A 16,984-nucleotide genomic window follows, 5' to 3' on the forward strand; every position below is an offset into this window, starting at 1 on the left:
AATCAGGCTGGGCCGCGCCATGGGGCGCAGGACCTCACGAGCGACTTGTGCTTCGCTCAGCCTGTGCGCCAGCTGTGCGACGGTGGGAGCCTCGAAGAGGGTGCGGATGGCGATCTCCACGCCCAGTGCGGAGCGGATGCGGCTGATGAGCTTGGTGGCCAGCAGGGAGTGGCCGCCGAGGTCGAAGAAGTTGTCATCGATGCCCACCTGCGCGAGGCCCAGGACGTCGGCAAAGAGGGAGGCGAGGATCTCTTCCTGCGGGGTGCGAGGAGCGCGGATGCTCAGGGGCGTGAAGTCCGGGGCGGGCAGGGCCCGGCGATCGAGCTTGCCGTTGGGCGTGAGCGGCAGGGCGTCCAGCCAGACGTAGTGCGCGGGCACCATGTGGGCGGGGAGCACGGTGCCAAGATGGGCTCGCAGTTCGGCTGCTTCGGGAGGCGCCGGGATGCGGCTACCTTCCATGACGGCCTTCAGATGCACGAGGTTTTCCAGGGTCGTGTCAACGTCGACACCGAAGTCGACAAGGCAAGCGAACTCATTGACGCCGATCTTTTCCAGATCGCGCACGAATCGAAGGCAAGTTTGCGGTCCGCCGATCAGCGACGACGTTCCGAAGTACCTTCGTACCGCCATGGCGATCAATTTCTCGGTGTCGATTTCCCCGACTGTCTTGTTGACGCCCGCTTCACCGAGGTCTCGCAGAACACCTTTGCGAAGTTCAGTATGGGCACGGAAATACTGCGCCATGGGCTCATAGGCGATGCGACGTGCCGTCTCATCGTCCGCACCCACGAATGTATGCAGCATCAGGCTGACTTTCCGTGTCTCCGGATCGTGGCCATTGGCACGCAACGCCTCCCGGTAGATCCGGATGTTGTCGGTCAACTCCGGCACGGTCATATTGAGCAACGCCGTCAGAACATTGGCTCCCATTCGCCCCGCCGCCTCGAAGGTTGCCGGACTTCTGCCTGCAGTGATCCAGATAGGCAATTCGGCTTGAACGGGTTTGGGAAGCAGGCGAACCTGCGTCTCTTGACCCGTGCCGTTGCGCGCAGTCATCGCCTCTCCGCGCCACAGTGCCCGTACCTTCTCGATGCCATCGAGCATGATCTGGAAGCGATCGGCGTAGGCGTCTGGCGCAAAGACAAAATCTTGCGGTACCCACCCCGACGCGAAGGCGATCGCGGCACGTCCATGAGAGAGGTTGTCGACGACCGACCACTCCTCCGCCACACGCAACGGATGATGCAGCGGCAAGACGACACTGCCTGCGCGCAGCTGAATGCGCTCGGTAACCATTGCAAGCGCAGCACTCAGGACGGAAGGGTTGGGGAAAGCCGCTGCGACCTTGGTGAAATGGCGCTCCGGCGTCCAGACGGCACTGAAGCCATTGGCATCCGCAAACTTTGCACCCTCGATATAGAGCCGATAAAGTTCGCCTTCCTGATCCCGGCTTGCGTCCGCAAAATAGAACAGGCCGAACTCCGGATGCTGAATCCTCCGATCAGGCGCCGTTGCCCGGTCGGCAACAAGATAGGCAACAAGGCGCGGGTCCTGCGCCGCCTCCTCGCGTGCGATGACGGCGGCCTGTGCGACGCCGGGCAGCTGAGCCAGTGCGGCCTCGATCTCGCCGGGCTCGATGCGAAAGCCGCGGATCTTGACCTGCTGGTCGGCGCGTCCGAGGAAGTCGAGCACGCCGTCGGCGCGCCAGCGCGCGAGGTCACCGGTGCGGTACATACGGCTGCCCGGGGCGCCGAAGGGGCTGGCGACGAAGCGCTCGGCGCTCAGGCCGGGGCGGCGCAGGTAGCCGCGCGCCAGGCCGGCGCCTGCGATGTACAGCTCGCCGGCCACGCCCGCGGGCACCGGGCGCAGCTGGGCGTCCAGCACATACGCCTGCATGCCTGCGATCGGAGAGCCGATCGGGACGTTGGTCTCGCTCCTTGGCTCGACGGCCCAGGCCGTTGCATCCCAGAACTCCGAGGTGCCATAGATGTTGAGCAGCAGTGCGTCCGAGAAGACCTCCTTGAACCGGTTGGCCAGACTTGGGGTCAGTGCTTCTCCGCTGCAGACCCAGTACCTCAGATGGACAAGCCGTTGACTCACGTCACTGCCATGTTCAAGCATGGCTTGCAACAACGAGGGAACCAGAACAATCCGTTGGACCTTGTGAGCGGCCAGAAGGTCGACCAGTTGCGCCACATCCCTGCCGGCCTGTGGCGGCACGATGATGACGCGCTGCCCGGCCAGCAGCGGCATGAATGTTTCCCAGAGGAAGTCGATGAAGTTGTGTGTGGTCTTCTGGGCGTAGGCCGTGTCGGCCTCCGAGCCCTGGATGTCCCAGTGCAGTCGATTGGCAATCGCCTGATAGGTGCCACCCACCCCCTTGGGTTTGCCGGTCGAACCCGACGTGTAGAGGACATAGGCAAGGCCCAGTGGTCTGAGCGGCCGGGTGCGGTGTTCGTCGGTGGGGTTGGTGTGGGGCTCGGCTGCGAGGGCGTGCAGGAGTGCGGGCTCGTCCATGCACAGCAGAGGCAGGCCCGATGGGAGCTGCGCAGCGGTGGCGCCGTCGGTGATCATGCACACGGGCGCGGCGTCCTGGAGCATGAAGGCCAGGCGCTCCTTGGGGTAGTCCACGTCCAGCGGGAGGTAGGCGGCGCCAGCCTTGAGGATGGCCAGCAGGCTGGTGACCATCTCCAGGGAGCGGGGCAATGCAAGGGCGACGATGCTCTCGGGGCCCACGCCGCGAGCGATGAGGCGGTGGGCCAGTTGGTTGGCGCGCTGGTTGAGCTCACCGTAGGTCAGGGTCTGGTCCTCGAAGACGAGGGCGGTGGCGTGGGGGGTTCTGGCGACTTGCTGCTCGAAGAGTTCGGGCAGGGTGGCCGGGGGCACGGGGTGTGCGGTGTCGTTCCAGTCGAGCAGGATCTGCTGGCGCTCGGCGGGCTGCAGGATCTCGATGGCGCCGATGGGCTGGGCGGGATCGGCGACGATGGCTGCGAGCACGCGCTGAAGCCGCGTGGCCAGGCGCTGTACCGTGGCGCGCTCGAACAGGTCGGTGGCGAACTCGATGCGACCTGTGATGCCCTGTGGCCTTCCGTCTTGGCTGCGCTGCTCACGCAAATCGAAAGACAAATCGAAGATGGCAGCGTCCGTCTCAATCGACTCGGCGCTGAGCACGGTCAGTCCTTGCAACTCGAACTTGGCCCGCGTGTTGTTCTGCAACACCAGCATGACCTGGAAGAGCGGGTGTCGCGCCATGGAGCGCGCCGGGTTGAGCACCTCCACGAGGCGCTCGAACGGCAGGTCCTGGTGGGCATAGGCGGCCAGGTTGGCTGCGCGCACGCGCGCCAGCAGATCCTTGAAGCTGGGATTGCCCGAGGTGTCGGTGCGCAGCACGAGCGTGTTGGTGAAGAAGCCCACGAGATCGTTGAGGGCCTCGTCGGTGCGCCCGGCGATCGGGCTGCCCAGCGGGATGTCGGTGCCCGCCCCCATGCGGGTGAAGAGTGTCGAGAGTGCGGCCTGCAGTACCATGAACAGGCTGGCCTGGCCCTCGCGTGCGAGCGCGGCAAGGCCCTGGTGCAGCGCTGCGTCGAGCTGGAAATCGATGCTCTCGCCGCGGTAGCTGGAGACGGCGGGTCGTGGCCGGTCGGTGGGCAGACTGAGCTGTTCAGGCAGGTCGGCGAGCGCCTGCCGCCAGTAGCTCAGCTGCCTTGCCATGACGCTGTCAGGTTCGCTCTCGCTGCCTAGCAACTCGCGCTGCCAGAGCGTGTAGTCGGCATACTGCACGGGCAGCGGTGCCCACACTGGCGGCTTGCCCTCGCAGCGCGCGCCATAGGCCGCGGCCAGATCGCGCGCCAGCGGGGCCCACGACCAGCCGTCACTGGCAACGTGGTGGCACAGCAGCAGCAGGACGTGTCGGTCCTCGTCAAGTTGGAACAACCAGGTACGCAACGGAATCTCGCGATCCAGTTCGAAGCAATAGCCGGTGGCGTCGGCAAGTATTTCAGTGAAGGACTGCTCGGAAACCTTCTGTACATGCAGGACAGGGCACGCAATGTCAGGCGCAAGAATGAGTTGTTGCGGCACCTCATCAGCGTCCGAAAAGATGGTCCGCAAGCTTTCATGGCGCGCGACCAAATCTGCAAGGGCCGCGCGAAGTGCGGACTCGTCGACCTGGCCCTGCAGGCGCAAGACCGTTGCAACGTTGTAGGTCGGACTGGGTCCGTTAAGCCGATAGAGAAACCACAGCCGCTGTTGGGCAAAAGACAGGGGAATCATCGTTGGCTCCGGACTCATAGAGTCTTCAAGGTAGTAGCAAAGGAGGCTTTGGGGCGATTGGGTTGCCGCGCTGGACGGGTGGCAAGCGGCTGAACCGCTAGCGAGCGGGCACCGTCGCGCGCCGCGATTGCGAGAGCGCTCTTGAACGCCTCGATCTCGCAATTGGCTGGGTGCCATTCGAACGGGCAACGAATTTTCGATACCCCTCGGTCACCTCATGACCTTGCATCAGTAGGTCACCACACGCGAGGCATGCAGAAGATCAAAATCTTCGTCGGAATCCTGGGCTCGTGCAAAGGCGATCGAAGCCTTCAAATCCTCCATGTAGATGCCCACCATGGATTCGTGCACTAAATTGACAGTTTGCTGAATGCCGGCTGGTTCAGCGACCAAGCTCATATACCAATTTCGTCTTCGCATTTCATCTGCTGTCGAAAAAATGGAAACGTTGTCGGAGATGATGGTGAGGACTGTGAGCTCGGGACGCCCCAGCACAGTGATTTCCTGTATGTCATCAAATCCAGCCAAATAGCGATCACGAAGAGCCATCAAGCGTTTTGTGATCTCGCAATAGCCATCTTCGCCAAGAAAACGCATGACTGCCCACGCGGAGGCAATGGGCCCGCCAGAGCGCGTGCCTGCCAGGGTTGGAGTGATGTACTCTCCTTTTGGCCAGTTTCGAAAATGGCTAAATTGGAACTGGTGCTCCTCTTTGTCTCGATAGAGAACAAGGGAGGCTCCTTTCGTGGCGTATCCAAACTTATGCAAGTCGGTCGAAATCGAGCGAACGCCGTTCACTCGGAAATCAAAGTCGGAAACTGGATAACCAATTTGGCGAACAAACGGAGCCAGAAGTCCCCCAATGCAAGCATCCACGTGAAGCCAAATGCCATGTTTGAGCGCGATTTCGCCCAGTTCGGTAATGTGATCGATCAAACCGTAGGGCAAAGAAGGTGCAGATCCAGCAATAAAGAAGGTATCACCATCTATTGCTGCTTCCATCGCGGAGATGTCACAGCACCAGTCGATGCCTACCGGAACGCGAGTAATGGCGACATCTAGAAGATGTGCGGCCTTGTCAAATGCAGGATGAGCAGACGACGGGACGATGATGTTAGGCCTGCGAAGCGCACGCGACGCACGTGTTTTATCGCGTGCAGCCTTGACACTCAAAATGATGCTTTCGGTTCCCCCCGAAGTAATGCTGCCAGAGGATCCACTGTTTCCATTTAACAAATGAAGTGCCATTGACACGACATCTTGTTCCATTTTCTTGGAGCTGGGGAAGGCGTTTGGTGCGAGTGCATTGGTATTCGAAAACATGGCCGCTGCTTCATTGGCAATGTTGCTTACCGCCTCGCTCGCAAAATAACCGTGCAGGGGCAAACGCCCTTCGCTATGACGCCAATCGGCGCGCTGCAAACCTAGCAACTCCCGTCGAAGTGCTTCTGCACTCATGCCGTGCTGAGGAAATTGAGTCAAATCGGCCGCTTCGTTGGACATGGGGCTTATTCAGGAAAATCAAATGAGCAATTGGGTGTTTTGATCAAGCCAAGATGGTCTTGTAGTCGCTGACGAATCGACCGAATCGTGAAATTCCTTCTGATATGAATTCCGAGGTGGTGTTGCTGAACGCGAAGCGAACACCTCTGTGCCTGGTGTCATTCAAAGAGAAAAAAGCGAGCGGCATGACCAGCAGTTCATAGTCGCGCGCGCATACTTCTGCTTCTTTGTGCGTAAATTCAAAGGGAAGGGATACCGTGAGGAAGAATCCTCCGGCGGGTACATTCCAGCGCACTTTTTCTCCATTGCTTCCGAACTCTTTGCCCAGGGCAGAAATCAATGCGTCGCGATTGGACTTATAGAACTGATTGGCGCGGCCGGTGATTTTTACAAGGCTGAAGTTCTCTTTCAGCAAAACGCCACCCACAATCGCTTGCGCGAGCTGGCTGGTGTTTACCGTACCGAAACTTTTGGCCTGAGAGAGTTGCTCCATCAGAAAGGCGGTCTTATCCTTTCGACCAAATAGGTGCTCGGGCAATATGGCGTAGCCGACTCGAAGTGCGGGGCAGATGGTTTTTGAGTAGGTTCCGAGATAGATGACGCAGCCATAATGATCAAGGGCGAACATCGTGGGAATCGGCGCTTCCTCATATCGAAACAGACCGTACGGGTTGTCCTCCAGCACCACAATTTCCTTGCTGGCGCAAAATTCTATGATTTCCTCCCGCGTGTCCCGGGGTAACGAGGCCCCCGTCGGATTATCAAAATCGGGAATGAGATAGAGAGCACGTGGCCGCAGGCCCTTGCCTTCTGCCGAAATGACTGCAGCTCGAAGCGCGGGAACAAATTCATCCGATGCGCCGCATTCGAACGGAATCAAGGGAATTCCGTTGAGGTCTGCGACACCAGTAATTCCAATGTAGGTTGGAGTTCTTGCGAGCACAACATCGCCAGGCGCGGTACACAGCGTGGTCGCGCACAAATCCATGGCCTCTTGGCATCCTGCTGTGACGATGATTTGACTCGGGTCACAGGTGATTTTTTCGTCGTTGGCAATCTGTCTTGCAATAAATGAGTTGATGATTCCGTTTGTCCGCCCGTATTGAGCGAGACGGTTAAAGGCCGCATCAATTCCAAGGTTGCTGGATGCAGCGAAATGCTGAATAAACTGGGATATGTGCTCACCACAGTTTTGCAGATCAAAGAAGCGCTCTGCAGGTCTTCCAGAGGCGAACGAAATCGCTTTCGGATATCTTTCTGAAATTTCGTTGAGAAAATTCATGACTTGCAGCCTCGAGCCCGCTGATTGATCTTTCTTTGCAGCAGTGTTGTTCAACATTTTTCCTTGGAATAGAGTTGTAATCGCCGGGGCGCCGAGAGGGCTGCTTGCCGATCTTGGCCTAGTACACGTCTTTTTTTTCCAATTGAGAAAAGAGCTCTTGCACATTCTGGTCTAGGAAGTTTTCTTCTCCAGATCGCTCAATGAACTCAAAACTCATTCCTGAATTGAAATCTCGGCTCGTAAATATTTGCTTTAAACCTGTTCCGGAAATGATGGTTGTGTCGAACTTCAAGCCTTTCTCGGTCAGTTGATCGACGGTTCCATCAATGTCGTCAACAGCAAGTGCGATATGAGCGATGCCGGGGCCAAAATTGGTAACAAGCTTTGATACCTGTGAGTCAGGTTCGGTCCCCTGTAGCAATACAAATTTAATGTTGTTGTAGTTGAGATCGGCTGCAACCATGCCTGTGCTCTCACCCGCGATTTTTCGTCTTCGCACGAGTTCAAAGCCAAGGGTGTCAACAAAAAAACTGATTGCCGCTTCAAGCTCGTGAACGGCAATGGCAATATGATCGATGTTTAGAAATGAATTTTTTTGACCCGCACCTGACTCTGGTTTCATTCTTGATCCTTGAATCTTTGAAGAGGTGAAAATAATTTCCAAACATCGGGCGATGGCAATGCATGCCGCTCGTGCCGGAGTTTTCAAATTTGGCACGTAGGGGCGACACGCAAGCCGCGTCTCACTTTGTCCTCGCTGTGAACGGTGCCCCGATATATGTTTGGAAATAACTGGTCTTCGACGACCGGAGTCAAATGCCACGGGGTGCAAAAAAACGCCGCAACTCGATGGCACACGACCTGCCCTTGCCTCAGAGGCTGTTGTCGTACTGGACGGTGGGCCGCGGCAATTGACTGCTCTGGCGGATTGGGCGCAACGCCGTGCGCGCCTTGGGCGCGGCGGCCAGCCTTCCGGCCAACTGCGCCACGCTCGAGGCTTCGAACAGCGTATGGATGCCGATCTCGACGCCCATGGCCGTGCGGATGCGATTGATCAGCCGCGTCGCCAGCAGTGAGTGACCGCCCAGGTCGAAGAAGCTGTCGTCGACGCCCACTTGCGGCAATCCGAGGATTTCCGCGAAGAGCAAGGCCAGCGCTTCTTCCTGTGGCGTGCCGGGGGCGCGGACTTCCTTTGCTGCGAAATGGGGTGCCGGCAAGGCCTTGCGATCCAGCTTGCCGTTGGGCGTTAGAGGCAGCGTGTCCAGCCACACGTAGTGCGCGGGCACCATGTGATCGGGCAGCGAGGCGGCGAGTTCGGTGTGCATCTGCGCCGCGTCGGGCGGCGAGCCCATGCGCGAGCGCTTCATCACCGTGGCCAGGTGCGCCAGGTTCTCGAGCACCTGGTCCGTGGGCACGCCGAAGTCGATCAGGCACGCGAACTCGTCGACGCCGATCTTCTCCAGCCTGCGCACCAGTTCCAGGCAGCTCTCGGGGCCGCCGATGAGCGCGGAGGTGCCGAAGTAGCGGCGCACCGCGAGCGCAATGAGCTGGTCCGCTTCGACTTCGCCCAAGGCCTGGTTCGGGATGTTCCCCTCGAGGTCCTTGAAAACGCTCTTGCGCAATTCCGTGTGCGCCCGGAAATACTGGACCATCGGTTCATGGGCCGCCCGTTGTGCCGTCTCGTCGTCGGGGCCGACGAAGGTGTGCAGCATCAGCGTGACCTTGTGCGCGTCCGGATCGTGCCCGTTGGCACGCAGCGCGTCGCGATAGATCCGGATGTTCTCGGTCAACTCCGGGATGGTGAGGCTCAGCAGCGCCGTCAGCACGTTCGCCCCGATCCGTCCGGCCGCCTCGAAGGTGGCCGGGCTCCGGGTGGCCGTGATCCACACCGGCAGCTCCGGCTGGATGGGCTTCGGTTGCAGGCGGACCTGGGACGTGTGGCCCGCACCGTTTCGTGCGGCCATCGTGCCGCCGCGCCAGAGTTCGCGCACCTGCGCAACCCCGTCGAGCATCACCTGGTAGCGATCGGCAAAATGGTCTGGCGCCAGCACGAAGTCCTCGGGCACCCACCCCGAGGCGAACGCGACGCCGACGCGCCCTGCGGAAAGATGGTCGACCACCGACCACTCCTCCGCCACCCGCAATGGATGGTGCAGCGGCATCACGACGCTGCCCGCGCGCAGCTGGACGTTTTGCGTGACCATGGCCAGGGCCGAACTCAGCACGGACGGATTGGGAAACGCGGCCGCCACCTTGGTGAAGTGCCGCTCGGGTGTCCAGATGGCCGCGAAGCCGTTGCGGTCCGCGAACTTTGCGCCCTCCACATACAGCCGGTAGAGCTGCTCGCCCTCCTGGCTTTGATTGGCATCGGCGAAGTAGAAGAGCCCGAACCCCGGGGAACGCGGGCGCTGGGGCAGCGCAGCCTCGTCCGCGACGAGATAGGCGACAAGGCGCTTGCCGGCCGTCGAGTCCTCCCGCGCCACAACAGCGGCCTGCCTGATCAGCGGGTGCTTGACCAACTGCGCCTCGACTTCGCCGGGCTCGACCCGGAAGCCCCTCAGCTTGATCTGGTGGTCGACCCGGCCCAGATACCCGAGCACGCCTTCTTCACTCCAGCGTGCCAGGTCACCCGTGCGGTACATCCGCTCGCCGGGCGCTCCGAAGGGATTTGCCACGAAGCGCTCGGCGGTCAACGCCGGGCGACCGAGGTAGCCTCGCGCAAGCCCGGCGCCGGCGACGAACAGTTCGCCGACCGCGCCCGGCGGGACCGGCTGAAGCAGAGCGTCCAGCACATAGACCTGCACGCCCGGCAAGGGGGTGCCGATCGGCACGCTGGGCTGGCCATGGCCGTCAAAACTCTGGTTGACCCAGCCGGCCGCGTCCCAGAATTCGGAGGTGCCGTACAGGTTGACCAGCAGGGCCTGCGGCAGCGCCTTCCTGAAACGCTCGGCCAGCGCCGGCGTCAACGCTTCCCCGCCGCAGGACCAGTACCGCAGGTGCGGCAGCCGGGTGCCCACCTTGAACTCGCCCTCGAGCATCGCTTCGAGCAGCGACGGAACCAGAACGATCCGGGTCACCTTCTCGGCGGCCAGCAGCGCGATCAATCCGTTCACGTCCTTGCTGAGCTGCGGCGGCACGATCACCAGGCGCTGCCCGCCGATGAGCGGCATGAGCACTTCCCAGACGAAGTCGATGAAGTTGTGGGTCGTCCTCTGGGCGTACACCGTCGCTTCGTCGGCTTGCTGCACGTCCCACCGGAGCCTGTTGAGCAGCGTTCTTGCGGTTCCGGCAACGCCCTTGGGGCGGCCCGTGGAGCCCGAGGTGTACAGCACATACGCAAGATCGAGGGGGCTGGGGGCGCGCGTGCGCTGCGCGTCGGTCAGGTCCGTCGCCAGCAGTGTCGAGAGCTCGGCGCAGAGCGACGCGTCGTCCAGGCGCACCCCAAGCGTTTCAATGTCCGTGAGGAGGTGGGCGACGTCAGACTTCGAGATGATGCAGCGGGGCCGCGCGTCCTCGAGCATGAACCGCAGTCGATCCACGGGATAGTCGAGGTCGAGCGCGAGATACGCCGCGCCTGCTTTCAGGACGGCCAACAGGCTGACCACCAGTTCAGTCGAGCGTGGCAGTGCCAGTGCAACGATGCTGTCCGGGCCGACGCCGCGTGTACTCAGATAACGGGCGAGCCGATTCGCCTGCTGATTCAGTTCCTGGTACGAGATGTCGGTCGCCTCGAACGAGAGGGCGCGCGCCTGCGGGCTCGCGGCGACCTGTCGCTCGAACAGGTCCGCCAGCGTGTCGGGGAACGAACCCGGGGCTTCGCCGTTCCAGTCCGTCAGGACGCGCTGGCGTTCCGCCGCGCTCAGGATGTCCAGCCTTGCGACTGGGATTGCCGGATGGGCCAGGCTTGAATCGATGAAACGCAGCAGCCGTTCCTGGTGCGCCTGTACGTCCGCCAGCGAATAGGCGGACGCGTTCGCCGTGCAGTAGACGTCGGCGCTGTTGTCTTCGCCAAGGAAGAAGGAAAACGAGATGTCGGCCGCCGTGCGCGCGGAGGTGTTGAACGACTTGGATGACAGTCCGCCGAAGGAGATGCCTTCCTTGAACGGCATCACATTGATCACGGGCCCGAAGTCGCTGCCGTAGCCCCTGATCCGCTTGGCATCCAGGTACAGGCGCGACGCCGGATAGCGCTGATGTGCGAGCACCGTGCGGATTTCCCTGTCGACGACCCTGACGATGTCGCGCATCGTCATTTCCGGAGAAATCGACAGGTGCATCGGAAGGGTGTTCGACATCATGCACGGGATCGCCCGCGTCTCGGCGGACCGTCCTGACACGGGCAGGCCGATCGACAGCTCCCGAACCCCCGTGGTGCGGAACAGATAGGCGGCCACCGCCGCGATCAGCGTCCGCGCAAGAGAGGTCTCGGACACCCGGGCCAGTTCCGCAATGCCCTCGAGTGCCGGCTTTTCCATCCGGCGGTTGCTTCGGATCGGCAGACGCGAGAAGCTGCGCGTGCCGTCCCCGAAGCGGGTCGGCGCGGGGAGTTGCTCGAGGTAGCCCTGCCAGAAGTCGCGATCCGACTCGAACGCATCCGAAGTCAGGTACGCCTGCTCTATGTCCAGGAGCTGGCCCAGCGGCTCGAACCATGCGCGCGGCGCTGCGCGATCCTCGATCGCCGCCGTATAGAGTTCCGCGACCCTGCGCGCGATCAGGGAATAGCCAAACCCGTCCATGACGATGTGATGGTAGAGGTGGTGCCAAGCGAACTTGTCGACGGAGAGCTTGAACAGGCAGAAGGAAAAAAGCTCCGGATCGGTCGGCGAGAGCGAGGCCTCCATCTTCCGGGAGATCCTGTCGAGCATCGATCGATGGGGATCGGCGTCAGCGCTCAAGTCGACGAAGCTGATGCACTGGTCGCCGGGCTTTCTGCTGACCGCCTGCCGGGGTGCCGTGTCCGTCTCGATGAAGGTGGTTCCCAGTGCCTGGGCCTCCTGGGCGGCCGTTCGCAGGCACTGCAGAAACAATTCTGCATTCAGCGCACCGGCAATCTCGATGTATTCGCCGACGTTGTGGGAGGGGGGGCTCGGATAGAACTGCCGCTCAAACCAGAGCCCGAGCTGCGCGAAAGACAGCGGCCAGCCATTTGCAGGGGTCGACACCATATGGGGTCCTGTTGACTTACGTTTCGGGAAAGCCAAACGATCCGGGCCGGCTGCGCGCGACGGGCGCGCCGGACGGAGAGCCGCAAAGCTTTTTTAGGAAAGAGCCGGGATGCAGCGCAGCGGCTGCCTAACCCTGATTGCCCATCGCCTGGGCAAGGCTTCTTGGACGCATGTCGGTCCAGTTCTTCTCGACGAACTCCAGGCAGTCGCCCTTGGCAGAAGGGCCGTAAACTTTTTTCCAACCCTTGGGGATTTCGATGAAGTCAGGCCAGATGGAGTGCTGGTTTTCGTCGTTGATCAGAACCAGAAATGAAGCATCGCTGCTGTCGAAAGGGTTGGTCATGGGATTTATTCAATGAAAATGAATACCGAATTCTTATGTATTGCCGCCAAGTCCAAGAGGAAATTGGTGCAACTGCAAATAGATGTGACATTCCAGCACAATGGCGTTGAGGGCGCAATGCGTATGTATTTCTTATTGCGAAGATCGAATTTCCAATCTCGATTTTCCGGAAAAGAGTTCCATTTCTTCTCAATAAGAATTTGTAATTAATTCATGATTGCTCCCCGTTCGCTCAGTCGGTTGCACCTAGATACAGCGATTTCGTCGAAGTAGGCGTTAGCCAACTTCATGAGGTTTGGGTTGCGAGGACCGGATGAACCTCCGGCAGGGATGAGCGCCGCGACCGAAGCCGACGCCTTACCGGGGGCGTCGATCTGGGGCCGCCCCATGCGTCGGCAGTGCGCTTGCGTGTGAACTCGCCGGACGCGTGAAGCGATCAGGCTTGTTCGAAAGACGAGGTTCTCAAAAAATTAAGGAATGCCGACTGCATTGCCGGGTCCGAAGTCCTGGCGCAGATGCCGAGAGGACTGCCAAGTCATCCTGTGCATCCATGCTGGAACGCATCGCGGCGGTGACCGCGCCGGATGGCGACAACCCCCAACACGCGCCGTGCAAACGATCGGCATTCGCGCGGCACGGCCTGCAAGCGCAAGGTCCAAAGCTCGCCGGCCCACGGCGTTTGTCGATCGCCGACCTAGGTGGAACAGCAAGACCAATGAAATCAACACCTTATCGAGCTTTAACTCACGTGGCTTTGAAATCTTGTCTCACTTAAGTCGAACTTCGAGCGGTTTTGTCTCAGCTAACTCAAAACTTGCGGAGGCTGTGGCTGAAGAACGCCATGCCGCCGAAGGACCGGTTGTGGATGCCGCGACTACCCACCCCGCTCGAAGGCAGCCGCTGAAGTTGGCGACCATGAAACTGAGGCGAGCGCAACCAAGTAGCGTGCAAACTTTTGGCCAGGGTTGAAGAACACGTGAGGCTGACTCAGTTGCATCGCCAGACAGTCGCCCTTTTCAAGGCGCCAATTCTTCTCGCCGGTAGTCAACTCCATCACTCCGTCGAGCAACCATATCTGTTGATATATATCTGCGTCGTGCACTGCTGAATCGAGCGCTAGACGCTGGCCAGGGGGAAAGAGTACCTCGACCATTTGAAGTGGCGAAAGCGCAGGTGGAGAGAGCCTCCTGCGTACATAGCCCGAAGCAGGGTCCTGCCATATCGGCTGGTCGCCCAACCGAATTACAGGCGCTGGTGGCGATCCGCTCGAAGCCGCACTGTCTTCGAAGAATGAAGCTAGCGCTACGCTTAAACCTATCGCAAGTTTGTCGAGCACTGTAGCGGTGGGACTGCTTTGACCCCGCTCAATCAGCGAGATGTTCGACCGACTGACTCCGGCTCGTTCTGCCAACGCTTCGAGCGAGTAGCCACGCGTGGTGCGGAGCTCTCGAAGACGCTGGGCGATGCGTGTATTGACGTCCATTCCGACAGTTTAATGGATTTAATTTCCAATATACAAGATGGAAGCACAGCCCCTAGAAATCGTTCAGTTCCGATTTAGCAGAGAAGAGTTCTGAAGTAGCTGAAAGCCGACAGCGTTCTCGACGAAGACTCTCTTGCGCGGAAGAGTCACAGCCTCGCGGTGGTGGGCACGGCGAGCGTCTCGTTTCACCGGCGCTGACCAGCGCAAATGCACTCGCCACGCGCATGAAAAAGGGGACGGGCGCCACTACGGGGCGCACCGCTGAAACGACGGAAGCCGCCGGCCGCTTCGTGACCCTCGCGATTTTCTTGGGCGTCTCTGTCCTTGGACGCGCCTCGACGAGCAGGATTCGCGCCGATAGTGCAGGCAGCTAGGAACCTGTGCTCCAGGTCGTTCCGAAGCAGGCCATACGGGCGGGAACTTCACCTTGCATGTGTGGCCCCGCCGTCGACGATCAGGGTCGAGCCGACGACATAGTCACCGGCGCGCGATGCGAGGTAGACGGCCGCACCTGCAATGTCTTCGGCTGTACCGATGCGGCCCAGGGGAATGTAGGCCGCGACGTCGTCACCATGGTCTCGTGCACTCTTGTTGAGGTCGGTTGCGAATGCGCCAGGCGCAATGGCGCTCACGACAATGCGCTCGGGCGCAAGCCTCAGGGCCATCAACCGCGTCAGCTGAATCAAGCCCGCCTTGCTGGCTGCGTACGAGTACGTTTCCCGGGGGCCCACGGAGATGCCGTCAACCGAAGCAATGTTGATCACTTTCGGCAGGCTCCCCGCCACTGCCTTGCGCAGCAAGGGCGCCAGGCATTGGGTCAGAAAGAAGGGCGTCTTGAGGTTCAGGTCAACCACTTTGTCCCATCCGGCTTCGGGAAACTCGTCAAAGGGTGCACCCCAGGCCGTCCCCGCGTTGTTGACGAGGATGTCCAGCGAGTCTTCGCGTTTCGCGTAAGCATTCGAGAGTTCCTGTGCGCCGTCGAGTGTCGAGACATCGGCGGGCAACGAAAAAACCTCTCCGTACTCCGAGAGCTCCGTCGCGGCGCGGTCGCAACCTTCGGAACCTCGCGCCGAAATGTAGACCCGAGCACCCTGTATCAGATAGGCCTGCGCGATGATCCGGCCGATGCCGCGCGACCCTCCCGTGATGAGCGCCGTGCGGCCCTTGAGCGAGAACAACGTTGTCAGGTCCATGGGTGTGCGATTCCAGATAGAGAAGGAAAGGATTCAAAGATGGTCTTGCGTCGAACGATTTGATTCTGCCGAGAGATAAAGGAGCAACTGTTGCTTATTCGTAACCCTCGATCTTTGCAGCCTCCCCATCTGGGCAAAACGCCCCTGACCTGCGCGACCGAGGCGAACTCGCTCATGGTTCTTCGGAACTTGGTGCGCTACTCTGTGGCGGCGACGGTGAAGCAGATGTACAGCGTCATCGCGATCAGGGCCTGCACGCTGCGAGTGCCGCGGTCGAGGTCGCGCGTCATGCCGCCGGTCTGGCGATCCAGATGAAAGCGCAGGCTAAGCGAATGCAGGTGATTGAACACCCCGAGCGAAATCCTGCGGGCTGTTCCTTCCGCGGCCTTGGCGAACACCAGCTCGCGCAGCTCGGTGAAAAGCGTCGTGGAAAGGCGAAGCATTCCGTAGGCAAGCAACAGGGCGATCGGGACAACCACCAGGGCCTGTTTGACATCGGGTCTGGGCGTGACGGCATCGATCAGGACCTTGAGCAACACCGGCACGCCGACGTTCGCCACCTTGGCGGCGATCACGAAGGCGAGCGCAGCGAACATTCGCCACTTGTATTGCCACAGATAGGGACCGAGGCGACGAAGTGGTTCCCAATCGGAGCGTTCGCCTTGCTTGCCTGCGCAATCAGTTGAAAGAACTACAGGCAATTTTGGGGTGTCGGTACTTCGCATGTAGGCGCTTAAATTGTTGTTCTTGAATTGTGCCCATGTGCGATGCGCCAGCTGCGATTGCCCCGAATCGGGAGCCTGCCTACACTCGGCGGGCCTGCCCGCACGGGGCGAAGCGCGTTATCAGATCGTCCGGCAATGGGCTCAGAAATCTTTACGGAAATTTTCCCGATCATGTTTCGAACATTGCTTAAATCCAAGATCCATCGCGCCACCGTCACCGATTGCGAACTGCACTACGAAGGGTCTTGTGCGATCGACGAGGACCTGCTTGATGCTGCGAATCTCGCCGAAAACGAGCAAGTGCACATCTGGAATATCAACAACGGCGAGCGCTTCGTGACCTACGCCATTCGTGGCGAGCGCGGCAGCGGCATCATCTCGGTCAACGGGTCGGCCGCGCGCCGAGCCTCCGTGGGAGACCTGCTGATCATCGCCGCCTTCGGCTTGGTGCCGGAGGAACGCGTGTCGGACTACTTGCCAAAGCTGGTGTTTGTGGACGGCGCGAATCGCATCAAGGAAGAGCGCGCACACATCCCGGTGCAACAGGCCTCCGGCGAGCCCGCACTGGCGTGAGCTTGGGCTGGTGTCCGGGGCGTGCGACATTGCCCCGGGGCAAATGGCCTTCAACGCGCAAGCGCTTCGTCGGGGAATGCGTGATCGAGGCGGGTTTCTGCGCGCGAAGCCGGCGCATTGGAGCGCCGACGGAAGCAGGCCAGGGCCGAGCAACTCAAGCAAACGTTCTTGATGATGCAGGCCGGCGAACGTGTTCGGCGCCTGAAGGACCTTTTGGTCCAACTCGTGCAGATGGCCGACGGACTTCGACCACCCTACACTGAACGAGCCAAGGCCTGGGTGTCGGTGGTCACGACGGAACTGGCCGCCAGAAATCCGATGGAGGAGACCTTGCCGCGCTGGCTGTCTGCTTTGTCGTGGGGTACCTGGCCGTCAGACTGGTGGCCGGCGAAGCCAGATGCTCACTCTCCATCCAACGCAACCACTTGATCCAACGCTCGCGTCG

At 60.5% G+C, this 16,984-nt stretch carries 9 protein-coding genes and 1 pseudogene; 1 reads left to right on the forward strand and 9 read right to left on the reverse strand.

Annotated features, from left to right (window positions below; translation table 11 throughout):
• The 9 genes and pseudogenes from ACSFCA_RS31140 to ACSFCA_RS31180 form a co-directional block, all read right to left on the reverse strand.
• Positions 1–4,272, reverse strand: a 4,272-nt coding sequence (locus ACSFCA_RS31140) for a MupA/Atu3671 family FMN-dependent luciferase-like monooxygenase (RefSeq protein WP_435462200.1), incomplete at its 3' end; no start/stop codon positions are given.
• Between the two features lie 228 nt (positions 4,273–4,500).
• Complete coding sequence (locus ACSFCA_RS31145) at positions 4,501–5,775, reverse strand: pyridoxal phosphate-dependent decarboxylase family protein (RefSeq protein WP_435462201.1); 1,275 nt, start codon at positions 5,773–5,775, stop codon at positions 4,501–4,503.
• Positions 5,776–5,818: 43 nt separating this feature from the next.
• A complete protein-coding gene (locus tag ACSFCA_RS31150; RefSeq protein WP_435477464.1) occupies positions 5,819–7,114 on the reverse strand; it encodes an aminotransferase-like domain-containing protein in 1,296 nt (431 codons plus the stop codon).
• Between the two features lie 61 nt (positions 7,115–7,175).
• Positions 7,176–7,880 carry a VOC family protein gene (locus ACSFCA_RS31155; protein WP_435477465.1) on the reverse strand — a complete coding sequence of 235 codons (705 nt, stop codon included), beginning with the start codon at positions 7,878–7,880 and terminating at the stop codon, positions 7,176–7,178.
• 49 nt (positions 7,881–7,929) lie between these two features.
• Positions 7,930–12,222, reverse strand: a complete 4,293-nt coding sequence (locus tag ACSFCA_RS31160) for a MupA/Atu3671 family FMN-dependent luciferase-like monooxygenase (protein WP_435462204.1) — start codon at positions 12,220–12,222, stop codon at positions 7,930–7,932.
• 127 nt (positions 12,223–12,349) lie between these two features.
• Complete coding sequence (locus tag ACSFCA_RS31165; RefSeq protein WP_435462205.1) at positions 12,350–12,565, reverse strand: MbtH family protein; 216 nt, start codon at positions 12,563–12,565, stop codon at positions 12,350–12,352.
• Positions 12,566–13,439: 874 nt separating this feature from the next.
• Positions 13,440–14,048: a helix-turn-helix domain-containing protein gene (locus tag ACSFCA_RS31170; protein WP_435462206.1), complete on the reverse strand. Its 609-nt coding sequence runs from the start codon at positions 14,046–14,048 to the stop codon at positions 13,440–13,442.
• 422 nt (positions 14,049–14,470) lie between these two features.
• Positions 14,471–15,241: an SDR family oxidoreductase gene (locus ACSFCA_RS31175; protein WP_435462207.1), complete on the reverse strand. Its 771-nt coding sequence runs from the start codon at positions 15,239–15,241 to the stop codon at positions 14,471–14,473.
• A 137-nt stretch (positions 15,242–15,378) separates the two neighbouring features.
• Positions 15,379–15,966 (reverse strand): annotated as a pseudogene (locus ACSFCA_RS31180) (ABC transporter transmembrane domain-containing protein); the annotation flags it as partial.
• Between the two features lie 171 nt (positions 15,967–16,137).
• Between ACSFCA_RS31180 and panD the strand changes: the two are divergent.
• Positions 16,138–16,539, forward strand: a complete 402-nt coding sequence (gene panD, locus ACSFCA_RS31185; protein ID WP_435462271.1) for an aspartate 1-decarboxylase — start codon at positions 16,138–16,140, stop codon at positions 16,537–16,539.
• The last annotated feature ends 445 nt before the right edge of the window (positions 16,540–16,984 follow it).

Origin of the sequence: Variovorax multivorans (assembly GCF_051216835.1) — a bacterium.
Lineage (GTDB): Bacteria > Pseudomonadota > Gammaproteobacteria > Burkholderiales > Burkholderiaceae_C > Variovorax.

Bases quoted from the DNA above. Each gene is read 5' to 3' on its own strand.
- ACSFCA_RS31145 (WP_435462201.1), bottom strand. From the start codon at position 5,775: ATGTCCAACGAAGCGGCCGATTTGACTCAATTTCCTCAGCACGGCATG.
- ACSFCA_RS31150 (WP_435477464.1), bottom strand. From the start codon at position 7,114: ATGTTGAACAACACTGCTGCAAAGAAAGATCAATCAGCGGGCTCGAGG.
- ACSFCA_RS31160 (WP_435462204.1), bottom strand. From the start codon at position 12,222: ATGGTGTCGACCCCTGCAAATGGCTGGCCGCTGTCTTTCGCGCAGCTC.
- ACSFCA_RS31165 (WP_435462205.1), bottom strand. From the start codon at position 12,565: ATGACCAACCCTTTCGACAGCAGCGATGCTTCATTTCTGGTTCTGATC.
- ACSFCA_RS31170 (WP_435462206.1), bottom strand. From the start codon at position 14,048: ATGGACGTCAATACACGCATCGCCCAGCGTCTTCGAGAGCTCCGCACC.
- ACSFCA_RS31175 (WP_435462207.1), bottom strand. From the start codon at position 15,241: ATGGACCTGACAACGTTGTTCTCGCTCAAGGGCCGCACGGCGCTCATC.
- panD (WP_435462271.1), top strand. From the start codon at position 16,138: ATGTTTCGAACATTGCTTAAATCCAAGATCCATCGCGCCACCGTCACC.